This is a genomic window from Sphingopyxis sp. GW247-27LB (assembly GCF_002277025.1).
Taxonomy (GTDB): Bacteria; Pseudomonadota; Alphaproteobacteria; order Sphingomonadales; family Sphingomonadaceae; genus Sphingopyxis.
This window is the reverse complement of record NZ_NIWD01000015.1, coordinates 14,374-31,367: the sequence shown is the minus strand read 5'-3', so window position 1 is coordinate 31,367 and position 16,994 is coordinate 14,374. Positions and strand designations below refer to the sequence as shown.

At 67.6% G+C, this 16,994-nt stretch carries 15 protein-coding genes; 8 read left to right on the top strand and 7 right to left on the bottom strand.

Going from position 1 to position 16,994, the window contains the following annotated elements; translation table 11 throughout:
- Nucleotides 1–3: 3 nt before the first annotated feature.
- Nucleotides 4–1,089, bottom strand: a complete 1,086-nt coding sequence (locus tag CD928_RS19390; protein ID WP_095388747.1) for an ABC transporter ATP-binding protein — start codon at nucleotides 1,087–1,089, stop codon at nucleotides 4–6.
- A 333-nt stretch (nucleotides 1,090–1,422) separates the two neighbouring features.
- Here CD928_RS19390 and guaB point away from each other — a divergent pair, with 333 nt between their 5' ends.
- From guaB to CD928_RS19370, 4 genes are all read left to right on the top strand, one after another.
- A complete protein-coding gene (gene guaB, locus CD928_RS19385) occupies nucleotides 1,423–2,880 on the top strand; it encodes an IMP dehydrogenase (protein ID WP_095388746.1) in 1,458 nt (485 codons plus the stop codon).
- Nucleotides 2,881–2,909: 29 nt separating this feature from the next.
- A complete protein-coding gene (locus CD928_RS19380) occupies nucleotides 2,910–4,103 on the top strand; it encodes an RsmB/NOP family class I SAM-dependent RNA methyltransferase (RefSeq protein ID WP_095388745.1) in 1,194 nt (397 codons plus the stop codon).
- An 11-nt stretch (nucleotides 4,104–4,114) separates the two neighbouring features.
- The gene (locus CD928_RS19375; RefSeq protein WP_255247259.1) at nucleotides 4,115–4,660 is read left to right on the top strand and encodes a tetratricopeptide repeat protein; all 546 of its coding nucleotides are present in this window, start codon (nucleotides 4,115–4,117) and stop codon (nucleotides 4,658–4,660) included.
- Nucleotides 4,661–4,783: 123 nt separating this feature from the next.
- Nucleotides 4,784–5,677 carry a tetratricopeptide repeat protein gene (locus tag CD928_RS19370; protein ID WP_176473642.1) on the top strand — a complete coding sequence of 298 codons (894 nt, stop codon included), beginning with the start codon at nucleotides 4,784–4,786 and terminating at the stop codon, nucleotides 5,675–5,677.
- Between the two features lie 48 nt (nucleotides 5,678–5,725).
- Here CD928_RS19370 and rsmA read toward each other — a convergent pair whose 3' ends face one another.
- The 4 genes from rsmA to CD928_RS19350 all read right to left on the bottom strand — a co-directional run bounded on the left by rsmA (nucleotide 5,726) and on the right by CD928_RS19350 (nucleotide 11,469).
- A complete protein-coding gene (rsmA, locus tag CD928_RS19365; protein WP_255247258.1) occupies nucleotides 5,726–6,577 on the bottom strand; it encodes a 16S rRNA (adenine(1518)-N(6)/adenine(1519)-N(6))-dimethyltransferase RsmA in 852 nt (283 codons plus the stop codon).
- Complete coding sequence (gene pdxA, locus CD928_RS19360; RefSeq protein ID WP_095388742.1) at nucleotides 6,574–7,593, bottom strand: 4-hydroxythreonine-4-phosphate dehydrogenase PdxA; 1,020 nt, start codon at nucleotides 7,591–7,593, stop codon at nucleotides 6,574–6,576. The genes rsmA and pdxA overlap by 4 nt, the downstream gene beginning before the upstream one ends.
- On the bottom strand, nucleotides 7,593–8,933 hold the full coding sequence (locus CD928_RS19355) for a peptidylprolyl isomerase (protein ID WP_095388741.1): 1,341 nt from the start codon (nucleotides 8,931–8,933) through the stop codon (nucleotides 7,593–7,595). The genes pdxA and CD928_RS19355 overlap by 1 nt, the downstream gene beginning before the upstream one ends.
- A gap of 157 nt (nucleotides 8,934–9,090) precedes the next feature.
- Nucleotides 9,091–11,469: an LPS-assembly protein LptD gene (locus CD928_RS19350; RefSeq protein WP_255247257.1), complete on the bottom strand. Its 2,379-nt coding sequence runs from the start codon at nucleotides 11,467–11,469 to the stop codon at nucleotides 9,091–9,093.
- A gap of 125 nt (nucleotides 11,470–11,594) precedes the next feature.
- Between CD928_RS19350 and CD928_RS19345 the strand changes: the two genes are divergently transcribed.
- The 4 genes from CD928_RS19345 to ndk all read left to right on the top strand — a co-directional run bounded on the left by CD928_RS19345 (nucleotide 11,595) and on the right by ndk (nucleotide 14,672).
- Nucleotides 11,595–13,049, top strand: a complete 1,455-nt coding sequence (locus CD928_RS19345) for a leucyl aminopeptidase (protein WP_095388740.1) — start codon at nucleotides 11,595–11,597, stop codon at nucleotides 13,047–13,049.
- Nucleotides 13,050–13,069: 20 nt separating this feature from the next.
- Nucleotides 13,070–13,519 (top strand): DNA polymerase III subunit chi, encoded by a 450-nt coding sequence (locus CD928_RS19340; protein WP_095388739.1) that lies wholly within the window; start codon nucleotides 13,070–13,072, stop codon nucleotides 13,517–13,519.
- Between the two features lie 87 nt (nucleotides 13,520–13,606).
- Nucleotides 13,607–14,149, top strand: coding sequence for a VCBS domain-containing protein (locus CD928_RS19335; protein ID WP_095388738.1), 543 nt, complete (start codon nucleotides 13,607–13,609; stop codon nucleotides 14,147–14,149).
- Nucleotides 14,150–14,249: 100 nt separating this feature from the next.
- Nucleotides 14,250–14,672, top strand: coding sequence for a nucleoside-diphosphate kinase (gene ndk / locus CD928_RS19330; RefSeq protein ID WP_095388737.1), 423 nt, complete (start codon nucleotides 14,250–14,252; stop codon nucleotides 14,670–14,672).
- 146 nt (nucleotides 14,673–14,818) lie between these two features.
- On the opposite strand, the gene cls is transcribed toward ndk, so the two are convergent.
- Both cls and CD928_RS19320 read right to left on the bottom strand, forming a co-directional pair.
- Nucleotides 14,819–16,264 carry a cardiolipin synthase gene (gene cls, locus CD928_RS19325; RefSeq protein WP_095388736.1) on the bottom strand — a complete coding sequence of 482 codons (1,446 nt, stop codon included), beginning with the start codon at nucleotides 16,262–16,264 and terminating at the stop codon, nucleotides 14,819–14,821.
- Nucleotides 16,265–16,365: 101 nt separating this feature from the next.
- Entirely contained in the window at nucleotides 16,366–16,935 is a 570-nt protein-coding gene (locus CD928_RS19320; protein ID WP_141237205.1) for a hypothetical protein, read from the bottom strand.
- Nucleotides 16,936–16,994 lie beyond the last annotated feature (59 nt).

Genomic DNA, 16,994 nt, shown 5'->3' with positions numbered 1-16,994 from the left:
CCCTCATTCGGCGGGCCTCCGTGCGAGCGCGCGGCCATCGGCGTCGAACAGATGCAGACGGTCGGCGGGCAGAAAGGCCGGCACCGTATCGCCTTCGCGCAGGCTGCCGTCGTCGCGAAGCTGGCACGCGATCGGCTCGCCGCCGCCGGCGCCCTGCAGATGCACGGTCGCGAGCCCGCCGAGCCGCTCGATGAAGGCGATGGTGAAGGGCAGCGCGCCCGATGCCGCGCCGATCGCGATGTCCTCGGGACGGATGCCGATCGACACCGGCGTTCCCGGTTCAAGCGCCCCGGCGAGCGGAGGCAGGGCGATCTCGCGCCCGTTCGCGAGCGTCGCGCGTCCGTTCACGGTCGCCGTCGCGGACAGAATGTTCATGCGCGGGGTGCCCAGAAATTGCGCGACGAAGAGGGTCGCCGGCCGCTCGTAGAGGTCGCGCGGGCTGCCGATCTGCTCGACCTGCCCGTCGCGCAGCACGATGATGCGGTCGGCGAGCGTCATCGCCTCGACCTGGTCGTGGGTGACGTAGAGCGTCGTGGTGCCGAGGGTGCGGTGCAGGCTCGCGAATTCGTAGCGCATGCGGACGCGAAGGTCGGCGTCGAGGTTCGACAGCGGCTCGTCGAAAAGGAATATCTGCGGCTGGCGCACGATCGCGCGGCCGATCGCGACGCGCTGGCGCTGGCCGCCGGAGAGAGCGGCGGGCTTGCGGTCGAGCAGCGCCTCTATGTTCAGGATTTCGGCGGCGCGGCGCACCGCTTCGGCGATCTCCGCCTTGCCGGTCTTCGCGATGCGGAGCCCGAAGGCCATATTCTCGTAGACCGTCAGGTGGGGATAGAGCGCGTAGGATTGGAATACCATAGCGATCCCGCGGTCCGACGGCTGGAGATCGGTGACGTCGCGCGAGCCGATGACGATGCGGCCCGCGCCGAGCGCTTCGAGCCCCGCGACGGCGCGCAGCAGGGTCGATTTGCCGCAGCCCGAGGGGCCGACGATCACCGCGAACTCGCCCTCGGCGACGTCGATCGACACGCCTTTCAGTACCTCGGTATCGCCGAAGCTCTTGCGCGCGCCATCGATCGACAGGCCTGCCATCGCTCAGCGCCCGCGCGTCACGGTCGCGACAGCAGGGAAGAAGGGCGGCCGCCGATGGCGGTCGCCGGCTGGCTGGGCGCGTGCATCCTGCTGTCCTCCTCCCGATCCCATGCTATAGGAAAGTGGGTCTAACGGGACGGCTCGCGCAATGCAACCGGTTACATTGGCGCGGGTCGGGGCTTTGCGGCGACGCTGTCGTGCGCTCCCAAATATTCGTTCATCGCCTACTGGCGCGTTCGGGCTCGACTGGTTACATGGGCCGCCACCGAACGAATCGCGCGCGCCGCTCCCGTGATGCGGAGCAGGCGCCGCCCGCACCAGAAAGTGGCACCCATGGAAATCATCACCGGCCTGACCTTCGACGACGTGCTGCTGGTGCCCGGCCCGTCGGACATTCTTCCGTCCGACGCCAATCTTTCGACGCGGCTGACGAGCGAGATCGGCCTCAACATCCCGATCCTGTCGTCGGCGATGGATACGGTGACCGAGGCCGACATGGCGATCCTGATGGCGCAGATCGGCGGTATCGGCGTGCTCCATCGCAATCTGACGATCGAGGAGCAGGCGGCGGCGGTGCGGCAGGTCAAGCGCTTCGAAAGCGGGATGATCGTCAATCCCATCACCATCGGCCCCGATGCGCCGCTGTCCGATGCGACCGCGCTGATGGCGCAGCACAATATCTCGGGCATTCCGGTGGTCGAGGCGGGCGGCAAGCTCGTCGGTATCCTGACCCACCGCGACGTCCGCTTCGCCGAAAATCCGAAGCAGCCGGTGCGCGAGCTGATGACCGCCGACAATCTCGCGACCGTCCGTCCCGGCGTCGGGCAGGACGAGGCGCGCAAGCTGCTCCACCAGCGGCGCATCGAAAAGCTGCTCGTCGTCGACGGCGACTATCGCTGCATCGGGCTGATCACCGTCAAGGATATGGAAAAGGCGGTGAATTTCCCTGACGCGACCAAGGATGGCAGCGGCCGGCTGCGCGTCGCAGCGGCGACCAATACGGGCGACAGCGGCGTCGAACGCGCCGAGGCGCTGCTCGACGCCGAATGCGACCTGATCGTGGTCGACACCGCGCACGGCCACAGCAAGATGGTCGGGCAGACGGTCGAGAAGATCAAGAAGCTGTCGAACCGCGTCCAGATACTAGCGGGCAATGTCGCGACCGGCGACGCGACCAAGGCGCTGATCGACGCGGGCGCCGACGGGGTCAAGGTCGGCATCGGTCCCGGCTCGATCTGCACCACCCGCGTCGTCGCGGGCGTCGGCGTGCCGCAACTCACCGCGATCCTCGACAGCGTCGAGGCGGCCGCGAAGCAGAATATCCCGGTGATCGCCGACGGGGGTCTGCGCACCTCGGGCGATCTCGCGAAGGCGCTCGCGGCGGGCGCGTCGTGCGTGATGGTCGGCTCATTGCTCGCAGGGACGAGCGAGGCGCCCGGCGAGACCTTCCTCTACCAGGGGCGCACCTATAAGAGCTATCGCGGCATGGGCAGCGTCGGCGCGATGGCGCGCGGTTCGGCCGACCGTTATTTCCAGCAGGATATCAAGGACCAGATGAAGCTGGTTCCCGAGGGCATCGAGGGCCAGGTGCCCTTCAAGGGCCCCGCGAAGGACGTGATCCATCAGCTCGTCGGCGGTGTGAAGGCGGCGATGGGCTATACCGGCAGCCGCACCCTCCAGGACCTGCGTGAGCGCGCGAAATTCGTCCGCATCACCAATGCGGGCCTGCGCGAAAGCCATGTCCACGACGTCGCGATCACCCGCGAGGCGCCGAATTATCCGGTGGGCTGAAAGCTCTTGATCCGTCTGGAGCGCCAGCCATGACCCCCGCCGCGCGCGTCCAGGCCGCGATCGAGATCCTCGACGCCATCGCCGCCGCGGCGCGCGAGGGCGGGGCGCCCGCCGACGCGCTCTTCGCCGAGGCGATGCGGCAGCGGCGCTACGCGGGGTCGAAGGATCGCCGCGCGATCCGCGCGCATGTCTATGACGCGATCCGCGCGGCGCGCTCGGCGCCGCCGTCGGGGCGCGCGGCGATGCTGGCGCTCGCCGATACCGACCCAGAGCTTGCCGCGCTGTTCGACGGCTCGCCCTATGGTCCCGCGCCGATCGCGCCGGACGAGCCGCGCGCCGAAACCGGCCTCGCGGCGCCGACGCTCGTCGATCTCTTCGATCCGCTGGTCGGCGCGGACGACGAAGCGGCGGCGATGCTCTCCCGCGCGCCGCTCGACCTGCGCGCCAACCGGATCAAAGCGAGCCGCGACGAGCTTTCCGCGCTCTTTCCGGGCGGCGAGCCGATCGCGAATGCCCCCGACGGCTGGCGACTGCCGCCCGAAACCGCCGCGGCGCAGCATCCCGCCCACGCCGAGGGTCGCTTCGAAGTGCAGGATGCCGCGAGCCAATACGCCTCGGCGGCGCTTGACGCCGCGTCCGGCATGCGTGTCGTCGATCTGTGCGCGGGCGGCGGCGGCAAGACGCTCGCCATCGCCTCGGCGACCGGAAATGCTGCCGATATCCTCGCCTGCGACACCAATCGCGCGCGGCTCCGGCAACTGCCGCCGCGTGCCGAGCGGGCGGGGGCGACGCGCATCGAGACGCGCCTGCTCGATCCCGGCAAGGAAGCGGCGATGCTCGCCGACTGGCGAGGCAAGGCCGACCGGGTCTTTGTCGATGCGCCCTGTTCGGGCAGCGGCACCTGGCGGCGCAGCCCCGAACTGCGCTGGCGGCTGACGCCGTCGCGGCTCGACCGGCATCTTGCGGATCAGGCGAAATTGATCGACCTCGGTGCCGAGCTGGTGGCGCCGGGCGGAAAACTTCTCTATGCCGTCTGCTCGATCATCGCGCGCGAGGGGCGGGAGCAGATGGAGGATTTCCTGGACCGGCATCCGGGCTGGACGGCCGACGCGGGTCCGCTTCCGGACGGCGTCGGACGGCCCGCGGGTGCGGGTTTCCTGCTGACTCCGGGGCATGACGGCTGCGACGGCTTTTTCCTCGCGCGGCTGGCGGCGCCATGTTAGGCTCGCCGGGCATGACGAAATGGGAGAATGCGATGCGCGTCAGTTTCCTGGCCCTCGGTGCCGGTCTTGTCCTCGCCAGCCTGCCTACGGCCTCCGACGCGCAGCGCGCCGACAACGACATCCTCCCGCGCTCGACCCTGCTCCAGAAGCAGGGCGAGGATGCGCAGAGCAAGGGCGATCTGAATGGCGCGGTCGACTATTATGAATCGGCGCTCGCCGCCGATCCGCGCAACCGTTCGGCGATCATCGCGATGGCGCAGGTCGCGCGCGCGCAGGGGCTGCCGGGCAAGGCGATCGGCCTTTATCGCGAGGCGCTGCTGCTCGAACCCAATGACGTGACCGCGCTGACGGGGCAGGGCGAAGCGCTCGCCGACAAGGGCGCGATCGAACTGGCGCGCGAGAAGCTGGCGGCGGCGCAGCGCGCCTGCTCGGATAAGTGCCCGCAGGTCGCAGCGCTCGAAAAGGCGATTGTGACGAGCGCCTCGAAACGCGTCGTCGCTGCCGAGGCGATCGCGCCGAAGCCGGTGGTGACGACGGTGACGAGCGGACAGAACTGAGGGGCGCCGCTACCGACCGATTGCAGAGGTTGTTCGGGCGGGTACAATAGCGAAATGATGTATCGTGTAGCCTGCCTCTTGACCGCAGCGACAGTCATTTGCGCTTCCGCCCCTGGCAATGCCATGGGATTTGCTGATCCGGCATCTTCGGCGTCGGAGGACCCTAACAAGTCTGCACCCGTTGGAAATGACGTGATTGCGTCCGCGCGTCGTTGGATAAAGGGTGATTTGGGCGGCCGCTCAGAGCTTGAGGCATTGGCAGCCAAGGGGCGATCAGATGCCCAGGAAATGCTGGGGGAGTTAATGGGACCCAGCGGCCCCCCGGCACTACGCGATGAACTCGCGGCATGTGGGTGGTTTGCCAAAGCAGCAGCTTCCCGTCCGGACTCACTGCACAATTCGGCCCTGTGTGCCGAAAAGGGAGTAAACGGGACGCCCGATCTCGCGCGCGCTGCTGCACTCTATGGGCAGGCGGCCGACCGGGGTTATCCCAAGTCGATGTGCGCTCTCGGCAATCTCTACGTTGCGGGCCGAGGCGTTCCGAAAGACGAAGCAAAGGGGGCGGCGCTCTGCCGCCAAGCTGCGGAGCGAGGCGAGCCGGACGCGCAAACTGATTTAGGGAATCTGTACCTTCAAGGTATCGGCGTCCCACATGATGTGGCGCAGGCACGCCACTGGTACGAGCTAGCAGCGGCTCAGGGTCAGCCCAATGCTACCTTCGTACTTGGTCAGATTTACTGGAATGGCGACGGCGTTGCGCGCGACCAAAGTAAAGCGGCGGAGCTTTGGAAAGCAGCCTACCGAGGCGGACGTGTCGATGCCGCACCCCTCTTGGCTACATGGCTGTTTACCAGCTGGATGTCAGCGCATCCACGAGGCGACGTCACAGTCCTGAATGAGGCAATTCAGTATCAGGAGGTCGCTGTTAGGTCAGTTCCGGAGGCCAAGCGGGCAGAAGCGCAAACGCTTCTCGCCGTCATGCAAGCTGCAAGAACGACGGCGGAAAAGGAGAAGTAGAAGCGCCGGAATGTCCGCTTTCCCACCCCAAAGCCGACATTGACCCGATCAGTCGGTCCCAGCTTCGCCCAGCACTCGCGCCAGCGCCACCCATTCCGCGACGCTTACCGTCTCGGCGCGGCGGGTCGGGTCTATTCCGATCGCTTCGAGCGCCTCGACCGCACCCGCGATGCCCTTGAGGCTCTGGCGGAGCATCTTGCGGCGCTGGCCGAAGCCTTTTTCGGTGAGGCGCGAGAGGAGCGCGGGGTCGACGCCGGCGGGCTGCTCGGCGGGGACGACATGGACGATCGCTGACATGACCTTGGGCGGCGGGGTGAAGGCCGAGCGGTGGACCTTCATCGCGATGCGGGCGGTGGAGCGCCACTGGGCGAGGACGCTGAGGCGGCCATAGGCGGGCGTGCCGACCGCGGCGACGATGCGCTCGGCGACCTCCTGCTGGAACATCAGGGTTAGTGAGCGCCATTCAGGCGGCCACGCCGCGGGTTCGAGCCAGCGGGTGAAGAGCGCGGTGCCGACATTATAGGGCAGGTTGGCGACGATATGATAAGGGCCACCCGCCAGCGCGTCGGCGTCGATCGCCATCGCGTCGTCGGCGATCACCGTCAGCCGCCCGCCGAATGCCTCGCCGAGTTCGCCGAGCAGCGGCAGGCAGCGATCATCGCGCTCGACCGCGATCACCCGCGCGCCCGCGCGGAGCAGCGCGCGCGTCAGGCCGCCGGGGCCGGGGCCGACCTCGAACACCGTCGCGTCGTCCAGATCGCCGGGAAGCGCCGCGATCCGGTCGAGCAACTGTTCGTCGAACAGGAAGTTCTGCCCCAGCGCCTTGCTCGCCGACAGGCCGTGCGCGCGCACCGTTTCGCGCAGCGGCGGCAGCGGGCGCGTCGGTTCGTGGGCCGTCACTTGGCGGGCGCGCAGCTGCGTTCGCGCGCCTCGGCCATCCGTGCCGCCATCGCGACCGCCGCGATCGTCGGACCGGGGTCCGCCTTGCCGGCACCCGCGATGTTGAACGCCGTGCCGTGATCGGGCGAGGTTCGCACGATCGGCAGGCCGAGGGTCAGATTGACGCCGTCGTGGAAATGCAGCGCCTTGAACGGCGCGAGCGCCTGGTCGTGATAGGCGCAAAGCAGCGCGTCATATTGCGTGCGGATCGCCGGGGCGAACAGCGCGTCGGCGGCGAGCGGGCCGTCGACAATCAGACCGTCGTCGGCAAGCTGCGCGACCGCGGGCGCGATGATCCGCAGCTCCTCGTCGCCGAGCTGTCCGCTTTCGCCGGCATGGGGGTTGAGCCCCGCGACGCCGATGCGCGGCCGTTCGATCCCGAAATCGCGCTGCAGCCCGCGGGCGACGATCCGCGCCTTGGCGACGATCAACTCGCTCGTCAGCCGCTCGGGCACCTGCGCGAGCGGGATATGCACGGTCAGCGGCACGACGCGGAGCGCGGGGCCCGCAAGCATCATCACCGCATTGGTCGCGGTGACGCCGCAGCGTTCGGCGATGAATTCGGTCTGGCCGGGGTGGGTATAGCCGATGCCGTGGAGCGCGTGCTTCGATACCGGGCCGGTGACGAGCGCGGCGCTCGCCTGGTTGCGCGTCAGCCCGATCCCGGTTTCGAGCGCGTGCAGCGCGCAGGTCGCCCCCGCGGGCGTCGGCTGACCCGGGGTCAGCGGCCCGCTGTCCTCGAGGTGCCAGACCGGCAGCGCGTCGTCGAAGACGCGCGCGGCCTCGTCGATGTCCCTGACGCGCGCGACGGGACCGTTCCAGACGGCCTCGATCGCGGCGATGTCGCCGATCGCGACGAAGACGGGCAGGCGATGCTCGCGGCGCGCAGCCCAGGCGCGCGCCGCGACTTCGGGCCCAACGCCGGCGGGGTCACCCATGGTGACCGCGATCGGGCGCGGGCTGATAGTATCGGCCATCAGCTATATTCGATCACGGCATCCCGGCGCAGGTCGCGCAGATAGCGCTGGGCGCGCTTGTTGACCTTTTCGTCGAGCAGCCGCTGCTCGATCTGTTCGGCGCTGGGCGTGCCCGCCGCCTGCGGCACGTCGCGGCCGCAGAGAACCAGGACGCTGATGCCTTCGTTGGCCGAGCCGAATGGCTGGGTGGTCTTGCCCACCTGTAGGTCGACCAACGTCTGCTGCAATTGCGGCGGAAGCTGCCGCATCGACAGATTATCGCGCGAGACGACCGACGCGCCGAGGCTCTGCGCCACCGCGTCGGCGGTTCCGCAGCCCGAAATGGCGTTCGTCGCCTCGGTGAATTTGCTGGCGAGCTGGGTCGCTTGCGCTTCGGTCGTCCCCGCGGGGAAATCGAGCGAGATCTGCTTGAGGCTGAGCACCGCGTCGCGCGGATCGGCGGTCAGCACCTGGCGCCGGTCGACCATGAGCATGATCGACAGGCCGCCGGGCACCTCGATCGGCCCGACGAGCTGGCCCGGCTGCATCTGCCCCGCGGCCTCGGCCATCGAATCCGGCAACTGGCCCGCGCGCACCCAGCCCAGGTCGCCCCCGACCACCGCGGTCGACGCGTCGGAGAACTGACGCGCGTAGGCCGCGAACGACCCGCCGGACTGCAACGCCTGCATGATCTTGCGGGCGTTTTCCGCGACCTCCGCCGCATTTTCGGAGGTTGCCTCCAGATAGATTTCGCCGAGGTGGAATTCGTCCTGGCCCTTGGCGGCCTCGAGCCGCTTGAGCACCGCGTCGACCTCCTCGGTCGATACGTTGGTCGTCGACTGGATATTGCGCGACAGCAGGCGATCCCAGGCGAATTCGCCGCGGATCTGCTGCTTGACCGCGGCCGCCGACGATCCCTTCGACTTCAGATAGTCGGTGAACTGCTCGGGCGTCTGCTTGAAGCGCGCCGCGAGCTGCCCGAACTGTTGGTTGATCAGATTCTCGTCGATCGTGATCTCGGCCTGCTTCGCGGCCTGGATCTGCAATTTCTCGTCGATCAGATTGCTGAACACCTGCTGGCGCAGCCGCTGCTCTTCCTCTGCACTCAGCGTCAGATTGGCGTTGGCGATGCGGATCAGCGCCATGCGCTGCTCGATATCGGTCGAGGTGATGATCTCTCCGTTCACGGTCGCGGACGGGCGATAGACGTTCGCTTTGGCGTCGCCATAGAGCTTCACATTGCCGGGAATGTCGAGGCTGGTGGTCGGCACTTCGTCGTCGGCGACGGTCTGCGCGACGACCGGGGTGATCCCGGCGGCCGCCACGGCCAGCAAGCCGATCATGGTCGAAATTTTGGTCATCTTCACCCTATTCGAGATTTGGTGGCACGCTCCGTATCAGCGGAAACGCCCGATGGTCCAGCGCAATCGCCTTTGCCGGACCGCTTTGCCGCCGCGAATAGTGGCGCGACGCTGAACGCAGGCTGAGCGGGAGGCTCCTCCAGCCGGGGCATGCGGATCAGAAGCCGAGGTTGCGGAAGGCGATGCGGAAGGAGAAGCTGTTGCCGCGCCGCGCATCGCCGGTGTCGATATAGTCGCGGCGCCAGGTGAGCGCGATCGACAGGCAGTCGTCGTCATAGGCGACCCCGAGCCGGTGGCGAATCGGCTCGAACCCGTCGGAGGTGCTCAGCGGATCGTCGCTCTTGCCCGTGAGGTCGACGATCGCCGAGCCGAAGACCGACCAGTTGCGCGCCACCGCGATGCGGCCGCCGGCACGCACCTCCTCACGGTCCTGCAGATCCTCCGCGAGGCTGACGATGTCGCGGTTGAGCCGCGAATAGCCGAGCACGGCATAGGTCGAGCGGCTCCCGATCGTCGCGTCGAACTCGTTGCGGCGCACCGCGAGATCGTCCTTGTCGAGCCGGAAGCGGTGGGTCAGGCGCAGGAAATCCCTGTAAGCGATGGTGGTGCGCCCGACGATGTCCGAGGTGCGGTCGGTGAGGCCGGTACCGTCGGGGAACAGGGTCGGCTTGTTCGACAGGCGATAGCTTTGCCCGACCACCGAATTGATCGCGAATCCCGGACGGGTATAGTTCCATTCGACGCCGTAAGTGACGCGCGCGCCGTCCTCGAAACGGTCGTAGCCGTTGAAGCGGTTGATGGCGAAGAGGTTGCCATCCTCGAGGTCGAAGGCGCGCGAATCCTCGTTCGGGATCTCGATATTGTTGATCGGCGGGGTTGCGACGAACTGGACGCGCGGGGTCAGCGTCTGCGTTCCGCCCAGAAATTCGCCGATGAAGGGCCAGCGCATGTCGGCCGCCACCGCGGCGATGCCGCGCGCCTGCCAGCCCGATTCGCCGCGATAGCCAGGGATGGCGGTCAGCAGATTCCCGTCGCTGTGATAGACGTCGCCGCGAACCAGCGCGGTCAGAGTGATCTCCTGGCCCAGCGGCGTCAGCCGGCGCAGGTCCCAGCGCGCGCCGGCGAAGGCGCGCTGCGTGTCCTGCCCCGCGGTGCGGCCGATCGCGAGGGTGTTCAATTGCAGCTCGAACTGGCCGCCGAGCCAGGGGTCGTCGAGCCGCTGGCGGAAATCGATGATCGGCAGCGCGATCGGCTGTTGCCCCTGTTCGTCGTTGAAGCGAAGCGTCTGGGTCGCCCAGCCGGCGATCGACAAATAGCTCTGGCTACCGATCCGTTCGATCTCGAAGGTCGAGCGCAGCCGGTCGTCGCGGCTGATGTCGTAGCGGCGCATGAAGGTGCGGTCGGTCGCGATGCGTCCCGAGTAGCTGACGCTCCAGCGCGGATCGATTTGGAACTTGCCCGCGCTTTCCAGATAGCCGCGAAACTCGTTGGTCGAGGTCGTCGGCGTGCCCACCAGCGGCACCACCGAGCTGTAGGTCGCGAAGCCGTTGATGCGGAACGAGCCGAAGTCGGTGAGCGCGCGGAACTCGCCCTCGAGCATCGGCGCGGCGTCGGTGTAGAGATGCGGGGTCAGTGTCAGGTCGCGGTTCGGCGCGAGGCGGAGATAATAGGGCAGCGCGATCTCGAAGCCGTTGGTGCGGTCGAGCCGGACGTTTGGCACCAATATGCCGCTTCCCGCCTCGCTGTTCGCCGGGTGGCTGAGCCCGGGAAGCGGGATCAGCGGCAGGCCGAAGATCTCGACCCGCGCACCCTTGTATTTCACCTTGTTCTTCGCGCGGTCGTAGATCACGCGCACGGCGCGGATCTGCCAGCTCGGCTTCTTGGGACAGCCGTTCTCGTCCTCGACCGGGCAGGGGGTGTAGGCGGCGTTCTCCAGCTCGATATTGCCGTTGTCGAAACGCGTGCCGCGGATCGCCGCGAGTCTTGAGCCGTTGTCGAGAACGACGAGCAGATTCTCGACCACCCCGTCGCGCAGCGTGTCGGTCAGCTCGATGCGGTCGCCATAGGCGGTATCGCCCTCGGGATTCTTGATCGCGACATCGCCTTCGGCGACGACTTCGCCCGTCTTGCGGTTCCACGTCACCTTGTCGGCGCGCATCGAAATCGCCTCGCGGTTCATTTCGACATTGCCCTCGGCGACAACGATTTCGGCATCGCTGTCGTAATTCAGATTGTCGGCCGCGAAGCCGATCTGATCCTCGGCCTTGACCTCTGGGGCGTCGACGGTGACCGGCGAGACGTCCGGGGTCTGAAGATCGGGCTCGCCCGGCGGCACCGGGGTCTCGGAAGGCGAGGGGGGAAGCGTCGGAACGACGGGCGGGGCGGCGACGTCCTGCGGCGGCGACTCATCGGCCTGTTGCGCGAGCGCGGGGGCCTGCTGCGCGAGCGCGGGGTTCGCGATCAGGGCCAGTCCGCTCGCGGTCGTCAGCCACAGATATCGTGCGCCTGTCGCCTGCCGGAACAAAGCCCATGTCATTAGAATTGGTTGTCCCTCTTCGCGTCCGTCCCGATTGAACCGGCAGCTTTGTTTTTGCAACTCGCAAGCGAAACCCCTATCGAGCCGGCACGTTGCAATCAATCATCGCATAAGAGAGTTAAGGCATGGACATTCAGTTTGTCGCGCAAATCGACGCATCCGCCGACACGGTCGCCATTCCGGTTCGCAAGGGCGGGGTCGGCGCGCTCGCCGGGCCGCATGCGGCGCTGCTCGCCGCCGCCGCGGCGCAGGCGCGTTTCGAGGGGGCGGCGGGCGCGATTGCCGAGACCGCGGCGGTCGACGGCGACCGCGCGCAGCGGCTGCTGCTCGTCGGCATCGGCGAGGGCAGCGTCCATGATCTCGAACGCGGCGGCGCGGCGCTGACCGCACGGCTGCAGACGAGCGGCGCGAGCAGGGTCACAGCCGATTTTTCCGGGATCGACGCCGACGAAGAGGATGTGCTGGCCTTTGCGATGGGCGCGCGGCTGCGCAACTGGCGGCTCGACACCTATCGCACGCGTCTCGCCGACACGGCGAAACCCAGCCTCAAGACGCTGGTCATCGCGTCGGCGGCGGGCGATGTTTCGGGGCGCTGGGCCGCGTCGGAAGCGGTCGCCGAGGGCGTCGCGCTGACCCAGACGCTGGTCGCCGAGCCGCCGAACCTTCTCTATCCCGAAACCTTCGTCGAACGCTGCCAGCATCTTGCCGACCTCGGCGTCGAGCTCGAAATCCTCGACGAGCGCCAGATGAGGGCGCTCGGCATGGGGGCGCTGCTCGGGGTCGCGCAGGGCTCGGTGCGGCCGCCGCGGCTGCTCGCGATGCGCTGGAACGGCGGCAAGGACGGCGAAGCGCCGGTCGTCTTCATCGGCAAGGGCGTCACCTTCGACACTGGCGGCATCAGCCTGAAGCCCGGGCCGGGCATGGACATGATGAAGTGGGACATGGGCGGCGCCGGCGCCGTCGCGGGCGCGATCAAGGCGCTCGCGGGCCGCAAGGCGAAGGCGAATGTCGTCGGCGTCGTCGGCCTCGTCGAGAATATGCCCGACGGCAACGCGATGCGGCCGGGCGATATCGTGTCGACCATGTCGGGCCAGACGGTCGAGGTGCTCAACACCGACGCCGAGGGCCGGCTGGTCCTCTGCGACTGCATCGCCTGGGCGCAGAAGAATTATTCGCCGAAGGTCATCGTCGACCTCGCGACGCTGACCGGCGCGATGGTGATCTCGCTCGGCCACGAATATGCCGGGATGTTCGCGAACGACGAGGATCTGGCGGCGAAGCTGCTGAGCGCGGGCGAGGCGAGCGCGAACAAGCTGTGGCGCTTCCCGCTGTCGCCGGCTTACGACAAGCTGATCGACAGCGGAATCGCCGACATGAAGAATATCGGCCCGCGCGAGGGCGGCTCGATTACCGCGGCGCAGTTCCTGAAGCGCTTCGTCGACGAGGGCGTTCAATGGGCGCATCTCGATATCGCGGGCATGGCGTGGCACGACAAGGACGGCCCGACCTATGCCAAGGGCGCGACCGGCTATGGCGTGCGTCTGCTCGATCGCTTCATCGCCGATCATTTCGAGGGCTGAGACATCGAGGGCGGGAGAATATGGCGCGCGTCGACTTCTACCGCCTGACCCGCGATCCCGTCGAACGGGTGCTGCCCGCCGTCGCGACGCGCATCCTGGCGGGCGGCGACCGGCTGCTCGTCGTCGCCGAATCGGCGATGCAGCGCCAGGCGATCGACGAGGCGCTGTGGACGCTGCAGCCGGCGAGTTTCCTGCCGCACGGCGCGGCGGGCACGCCCGACGAAGCGATCGAGCCGATCCTGATCGCGGGGACGCCCGCGCTGCCCGCCGCCAATGGCGCGCGCCATGCCGCGCTTGCCGACGGGGTGTGGCGCGAAGAGGCGCTGACGTTCGACCGCGTGTTCCTTTTCTTCGACAACAGCCGCATCGACGACGCCCGTGCGACCTGGCGAAAGCTGGGCGCCGCCGACGGGACCGAAATCCACTTCTGGAAGCAGGACGACCGCGGCCGCTGGTCGGAGGGGCCGTGAACGCCGGTTCTTGTGACGGGGGTCACCGACAGGAAGCGGGGTATCGCGCAAGACGACCGCAACCCCCATGAAAACAGGAGCTTGATCATGACGACCCGCCCATCATCCACTTTCTTCACCGCCTTCGCCGCGGCGGCAGCGCTGCTCGTCGCGGGTTGCGGCTCCAAGTCGGAAAAGGAGGTTGCGAGCGGCACCTATACCGATCCCGACACGGGCGAGACCGCGGATTACAAGGTCACGAGCAGCGACGACGGCGAGTCGGGCAACATCAGCATCAAGACCGCCGACGGCGAGGTGAGCTTCGGCGGCGGCGCCGCCAATGCGAAGCTGCCGGCTGGCATCGCGGCCTTTCCGGGAGCGAAGATGACCGGAGGATTCTCCTCGACCGGCAAGGACGGAACCAGCGGCATGGCGAGTTTCGAAGTGAAGGGGAAGGCGGCGGACGTGATCGCCCACTTCCGCAAACAGGTCGAAGCGCAGGGAATGAAAGTGGTCTCCGAGGTCAATGCGGACGAGACGATGATGATCGCGGCGGAGAAGGCGGGCAGCGAAACGCCCGAACTCCACGTCATGGCGACGCAGGAAGGCGACATGGTGACCGGCAGCGTCACCTATGGCGACGGCCGCTGATCGATCGATCCCGACCGCCTTTCGCTCCCCGCTTGCGGCGCGGCGAAAGCGCCGCTAGAGGCGCGCGCATCATAAAACACACCCACGCAGGAGCTTTCCCATGGCGGTCACCCGCACCTTTTCGATCATCAAGCCCGACGCGACGCGTCGCAACATCACCGGCGCCGTCACCAAGATGCTGGAGGACGCGGGCCTGCGCGTCGTCGCGTCGAAGCGTATCCACATGACCCGCGAACAGGCCGAGGGCTTCTATGCGGTCCACAAGGAACGCCCTTTCTTTGGCGAACTCGTCGAATTCATGACTTCGGGTCCGGTCGTTGTCCAGGTCCTCGAGGGCGAGAATGCGATGCAGCGCAACCGCGACGTGATGGGCGCGACCAACCCCAAGGACGCCGCGCCGGGCACGATCCGCAAGGAACTCGCCGAAAGCATCGAGGCGAACACCGTCCACGGCAGCGACAGCGACGAGAATGCGGCGATCGAGATCGCCTATTTCTTCAAGCCCGAAGAGATCGTCGGCTGATATTCAACGCGTCGCCCCCGCGAAGGCGGGGGCCGCTGGAGGTTCAGCCAACGGCGATGCGTAAAACAACGACGGCCCCCGCCTTCACGGGGGCGACGGATCGGGAGAGGCCGCCGGAGCGATCCGGCGGCCTTTTTTGTTGCCGGTCAGAGCAGCGGGCTGAGCATCGCGAGCAGGTTCTGCCACAGGCGCGCGGCGATCCCCATTTCGGCGATCCGCTCGGCGGTGACGGGGTCGGAGTCGGCCAGATAGGTTGCCTGCCGTGCGCGGATTTCCGCGGTGAAATCCGCATCGGCGAACAGGATATTATTCTCGAAATTGAGCTCGAAGCTGCGCCGGTCGAGGTTCGCCGAGCCGATCAGCGCGGCCGCACCGTCGACGGTGATCGTCTTCGCGTGGAGCAGGCCCGGCCGATATTCATAAAGCCGCACCCCCGCCGCGATCAGGTCGCCATAATAGCTGCGGCTCGCGCCCGCGACGATGCGGCTGTCGTTGCGCCGCGGGAGGATCATCGTCGTCGCGACCCCGCGCCGCGCCGCGTCGAGCAGCGCGAAGACGAGCTGCTCGTCGGGAACGAAATAGGGCGTCGTCACGACGAGCTCGCGCCGCGCCGCGTGGATCAGCGCGGTGAAGCAGGCGGGCATCGCGGGGTAGGGGAGGTTGGGCCCGGTCCCGATCACCTGCGCCGCGATGCCGGGCTCGGCCGCCGCGGGCGGTGCGGCCGCGTCGCCGAGCAGGTCGCCGATATCGTCGCCGCGCTCGCTTTCCCAGTCGGCGGCGAAGACGAACTGGCATGCCTGAACCACCGGCCCTTCCCAGCGCGTCATGATGTCGACCCACGGCGCATATTTCGATTTGATGCGGAATTCGGGGTCGGCGAGATTCTGGCTGCCGCACCAGGCGACGCGGTTGTCGACGATGAGCTGTTTGCGGTGGTTGCGCAGGTCGAAGCGTCCGCGGATCAGCGTCCAGACGAGCCCGCCGATCGGCAGCGCGATGCGCGCGTCGATCCCCGCATTCTCCATCTCGATCCAGTAGGCCGAGCGGATGAACCCGCGCGACCCCAGCGCGTCGGCGAGCACGCGGACCTTCACCCCGCGCTTCGCCGCGCGGATCAGCGCATCCTTGACGCGGAAGCCGTTGTTGTCGGCGAGCCAGATGTAGAAGCAGAGGTGGACGCTCGACGCGGCGCCATCGATATCCTCGACCATCATGCGGATCGCGGCATTGCCGTCGGGCGCCAGCGTCGCGCGATTGCCCGCGGTCGGCGGCAGCCGGTTCACCGTCTCGGCGAGCGCGAAGGGCGCGGCATAGGGCGTTTCGGCGAGCGCGCGCCGGACGTCGTCATTCTCGGACGGGTGCGGCAGGTGCGCCTCGATCTGGCGATAGCGTGCGCGCCGCTTCGCGCTGATCCGCGCCTCGCCGAGCAGCAGATAGGCGACCACGCCGACGATCGGCGCGGCGAGCGCCGCGATCAGCCAGGCGATGCGCGACGCGGGCTCGCGCTGCGGGCGCAGCAGGATGCGCCCGATGATCACGATGTGCGCCGCGACGAACAGGATCGACAGGGCCAGGGTGATATCCGCCGTCATCGCGCCCTTTCACCCGGCTTTGGCCGAAAAGGCCAGCGCTTATCGGCTCAGAACTCCTCCGCCGCTCCCGTCGGTTCAGCAGATACTATCGTGCTTCGTTCCTAGTCGAGAACGGCGCGTGTCCATCGGACATGCGCCCTTCCGCTCTCGGGTGGGCGGCTCGCCTCGGCGGCGGCGCGCAGCGCGTCGATCGACGCGGGACGGCATTGCTCGTCGAATCCGGGGTAGCGCACGAATTCCTCGGCGGTTTCGTCGTTGGTCGTTGTTTTGCGCGGCCTATATTGGCCGCACATCACGAGCCATAATTTGACCGAGCGCAGTTTCTCCGCGGAGGTCGGGACATTGTCGAACGCGCCGAAGAAAAAGGGTGTGGGATCGGTGTCGGCGGCCGCCGTACTGTTGTCGATGACCGCATTCTCCATCTGAATGATCGCGATCTCGCCGCCTGAGACGGTAATCAAACCCGCCAGTGGCCTGATCTTGATACCCGTGTCCTTCTCGCGCGCGAACCATTGGCCGTCGCGGTGGACAGCCCAGTTCGCGCACGGCGCCCATCGCGATACCGGCTGGGCGGTATCGACGGGGCAGGGTTTCGTTTCGTCAAGCTCGGATATCAGCCAGACACCGTCTTCGAACCGGGGTGCTCCCGCCAAGTCCGCGGCGCCGAGCATCGGTTTGTCGGAAACCGCCATGGTGCAACCGCCAAGAAGCACGAGAAGCAAGCCAGCGA

Excerpts from the sequence above, each read along its gene's own strand:
- CD928_RS19340 (WP_095388739.1), top strand. The coding sequence starts at position 13,070 with ATGGCGCGCGTCGACTTCTACCGCCTGACCCGCGATCCCGTCGAACGG.
- CD928_RS19335 (WP_095388738.1), top strand. The coding sequence starts at position 13,607 with ATGACGACCCGCCCATCATCCACTTTCTTCACCGCCTTCGCCGCGGCG.
- pdxA (WP_095388742.1), bottom strand. The coding sequence starts at position 7,593 with ATGGCCGATACTATCAGCCCGCGCCCGATCGCGGTCACCATGGGTGAC.
- CD928_RS19375 (WP_255247259.1), top strand. The coding sequence starts at position 4,115 with ATGACGAAATGGGAGAATGCGATGCGCGTCAGTTTCCTGGCCCTCGGT.
- cls (WP_095388736.1), bottom strand. The coding sequence starts at position 16,264 with ATGACGGCGGATATCACCCTGGCCCTGTCGATCCTGTTCGTCGCGGCG.
- CD928_RS19390 (WP_095388747.1), bottom strand. The coding sequence starts at position 1,089 with ATGGCAGGCCTGTCGATCGATGGCGCGCGCAAGAGCTTCGGCGATACC.
- CD928_RS19355 (WP_095388741.1), bottom strand. The coding sequence starts at position 8,933 with ATGACCAAAATTTCGACCATGATCGGCTTGCTGGCCGTGGCGGCCGCC.
- CD928_RS19320 (WP_141237205.1), bottom strand. The coding sequence starts at position 16,935 with ATGCTCGGCGCCGCGGACTTGGCGGGAGCACCCCGGTTCGAAGACGGT.
- CD928_RS19350 (WP_255247257.1), bottom strand. The coding sequence starts at position 11,469 with ATGACATGGGCTTTGTTCCGGCAGGCGACAGGCGCACGATATCTGTGG.
- guaB (WP_095388746.1), top strand. The coding sequence starts at position 1,423 with ATGGAAATCATCACCGGCCTGACCTTCGACGACGTGCTGCTGGTGCCC.
- ndk (WP_095388737.1), top strand. The coding sequence starts at position 14,250 with ATGGCGGTCACCCGCACCTTTTCGATCATCAAGCCCGACGCGACGCGT.
- CD928_RS19380 (WP_095388745.1), top strand. The coding sequence starts at position 2,910 with ATGACCCCCGCCGCGCGCGTCCAGGCCGCGATCGAGATCCTCGACGCC.
- CD928_RS19370 (WP_176473642.1), top strand. The coding sequence starts at position 4,784 with ATGGGATTTGCTGATCCGGCATCTTCGGCGTCGGAGGACCCTAACAAG.
- CD928_RS19345 (WP_095388740.1), top strand. The coding sequence starts at position 11,595 with ATGGACATTCAGTTTGTCGCGCAAATCGACGCATCCGCCGACACGGTC.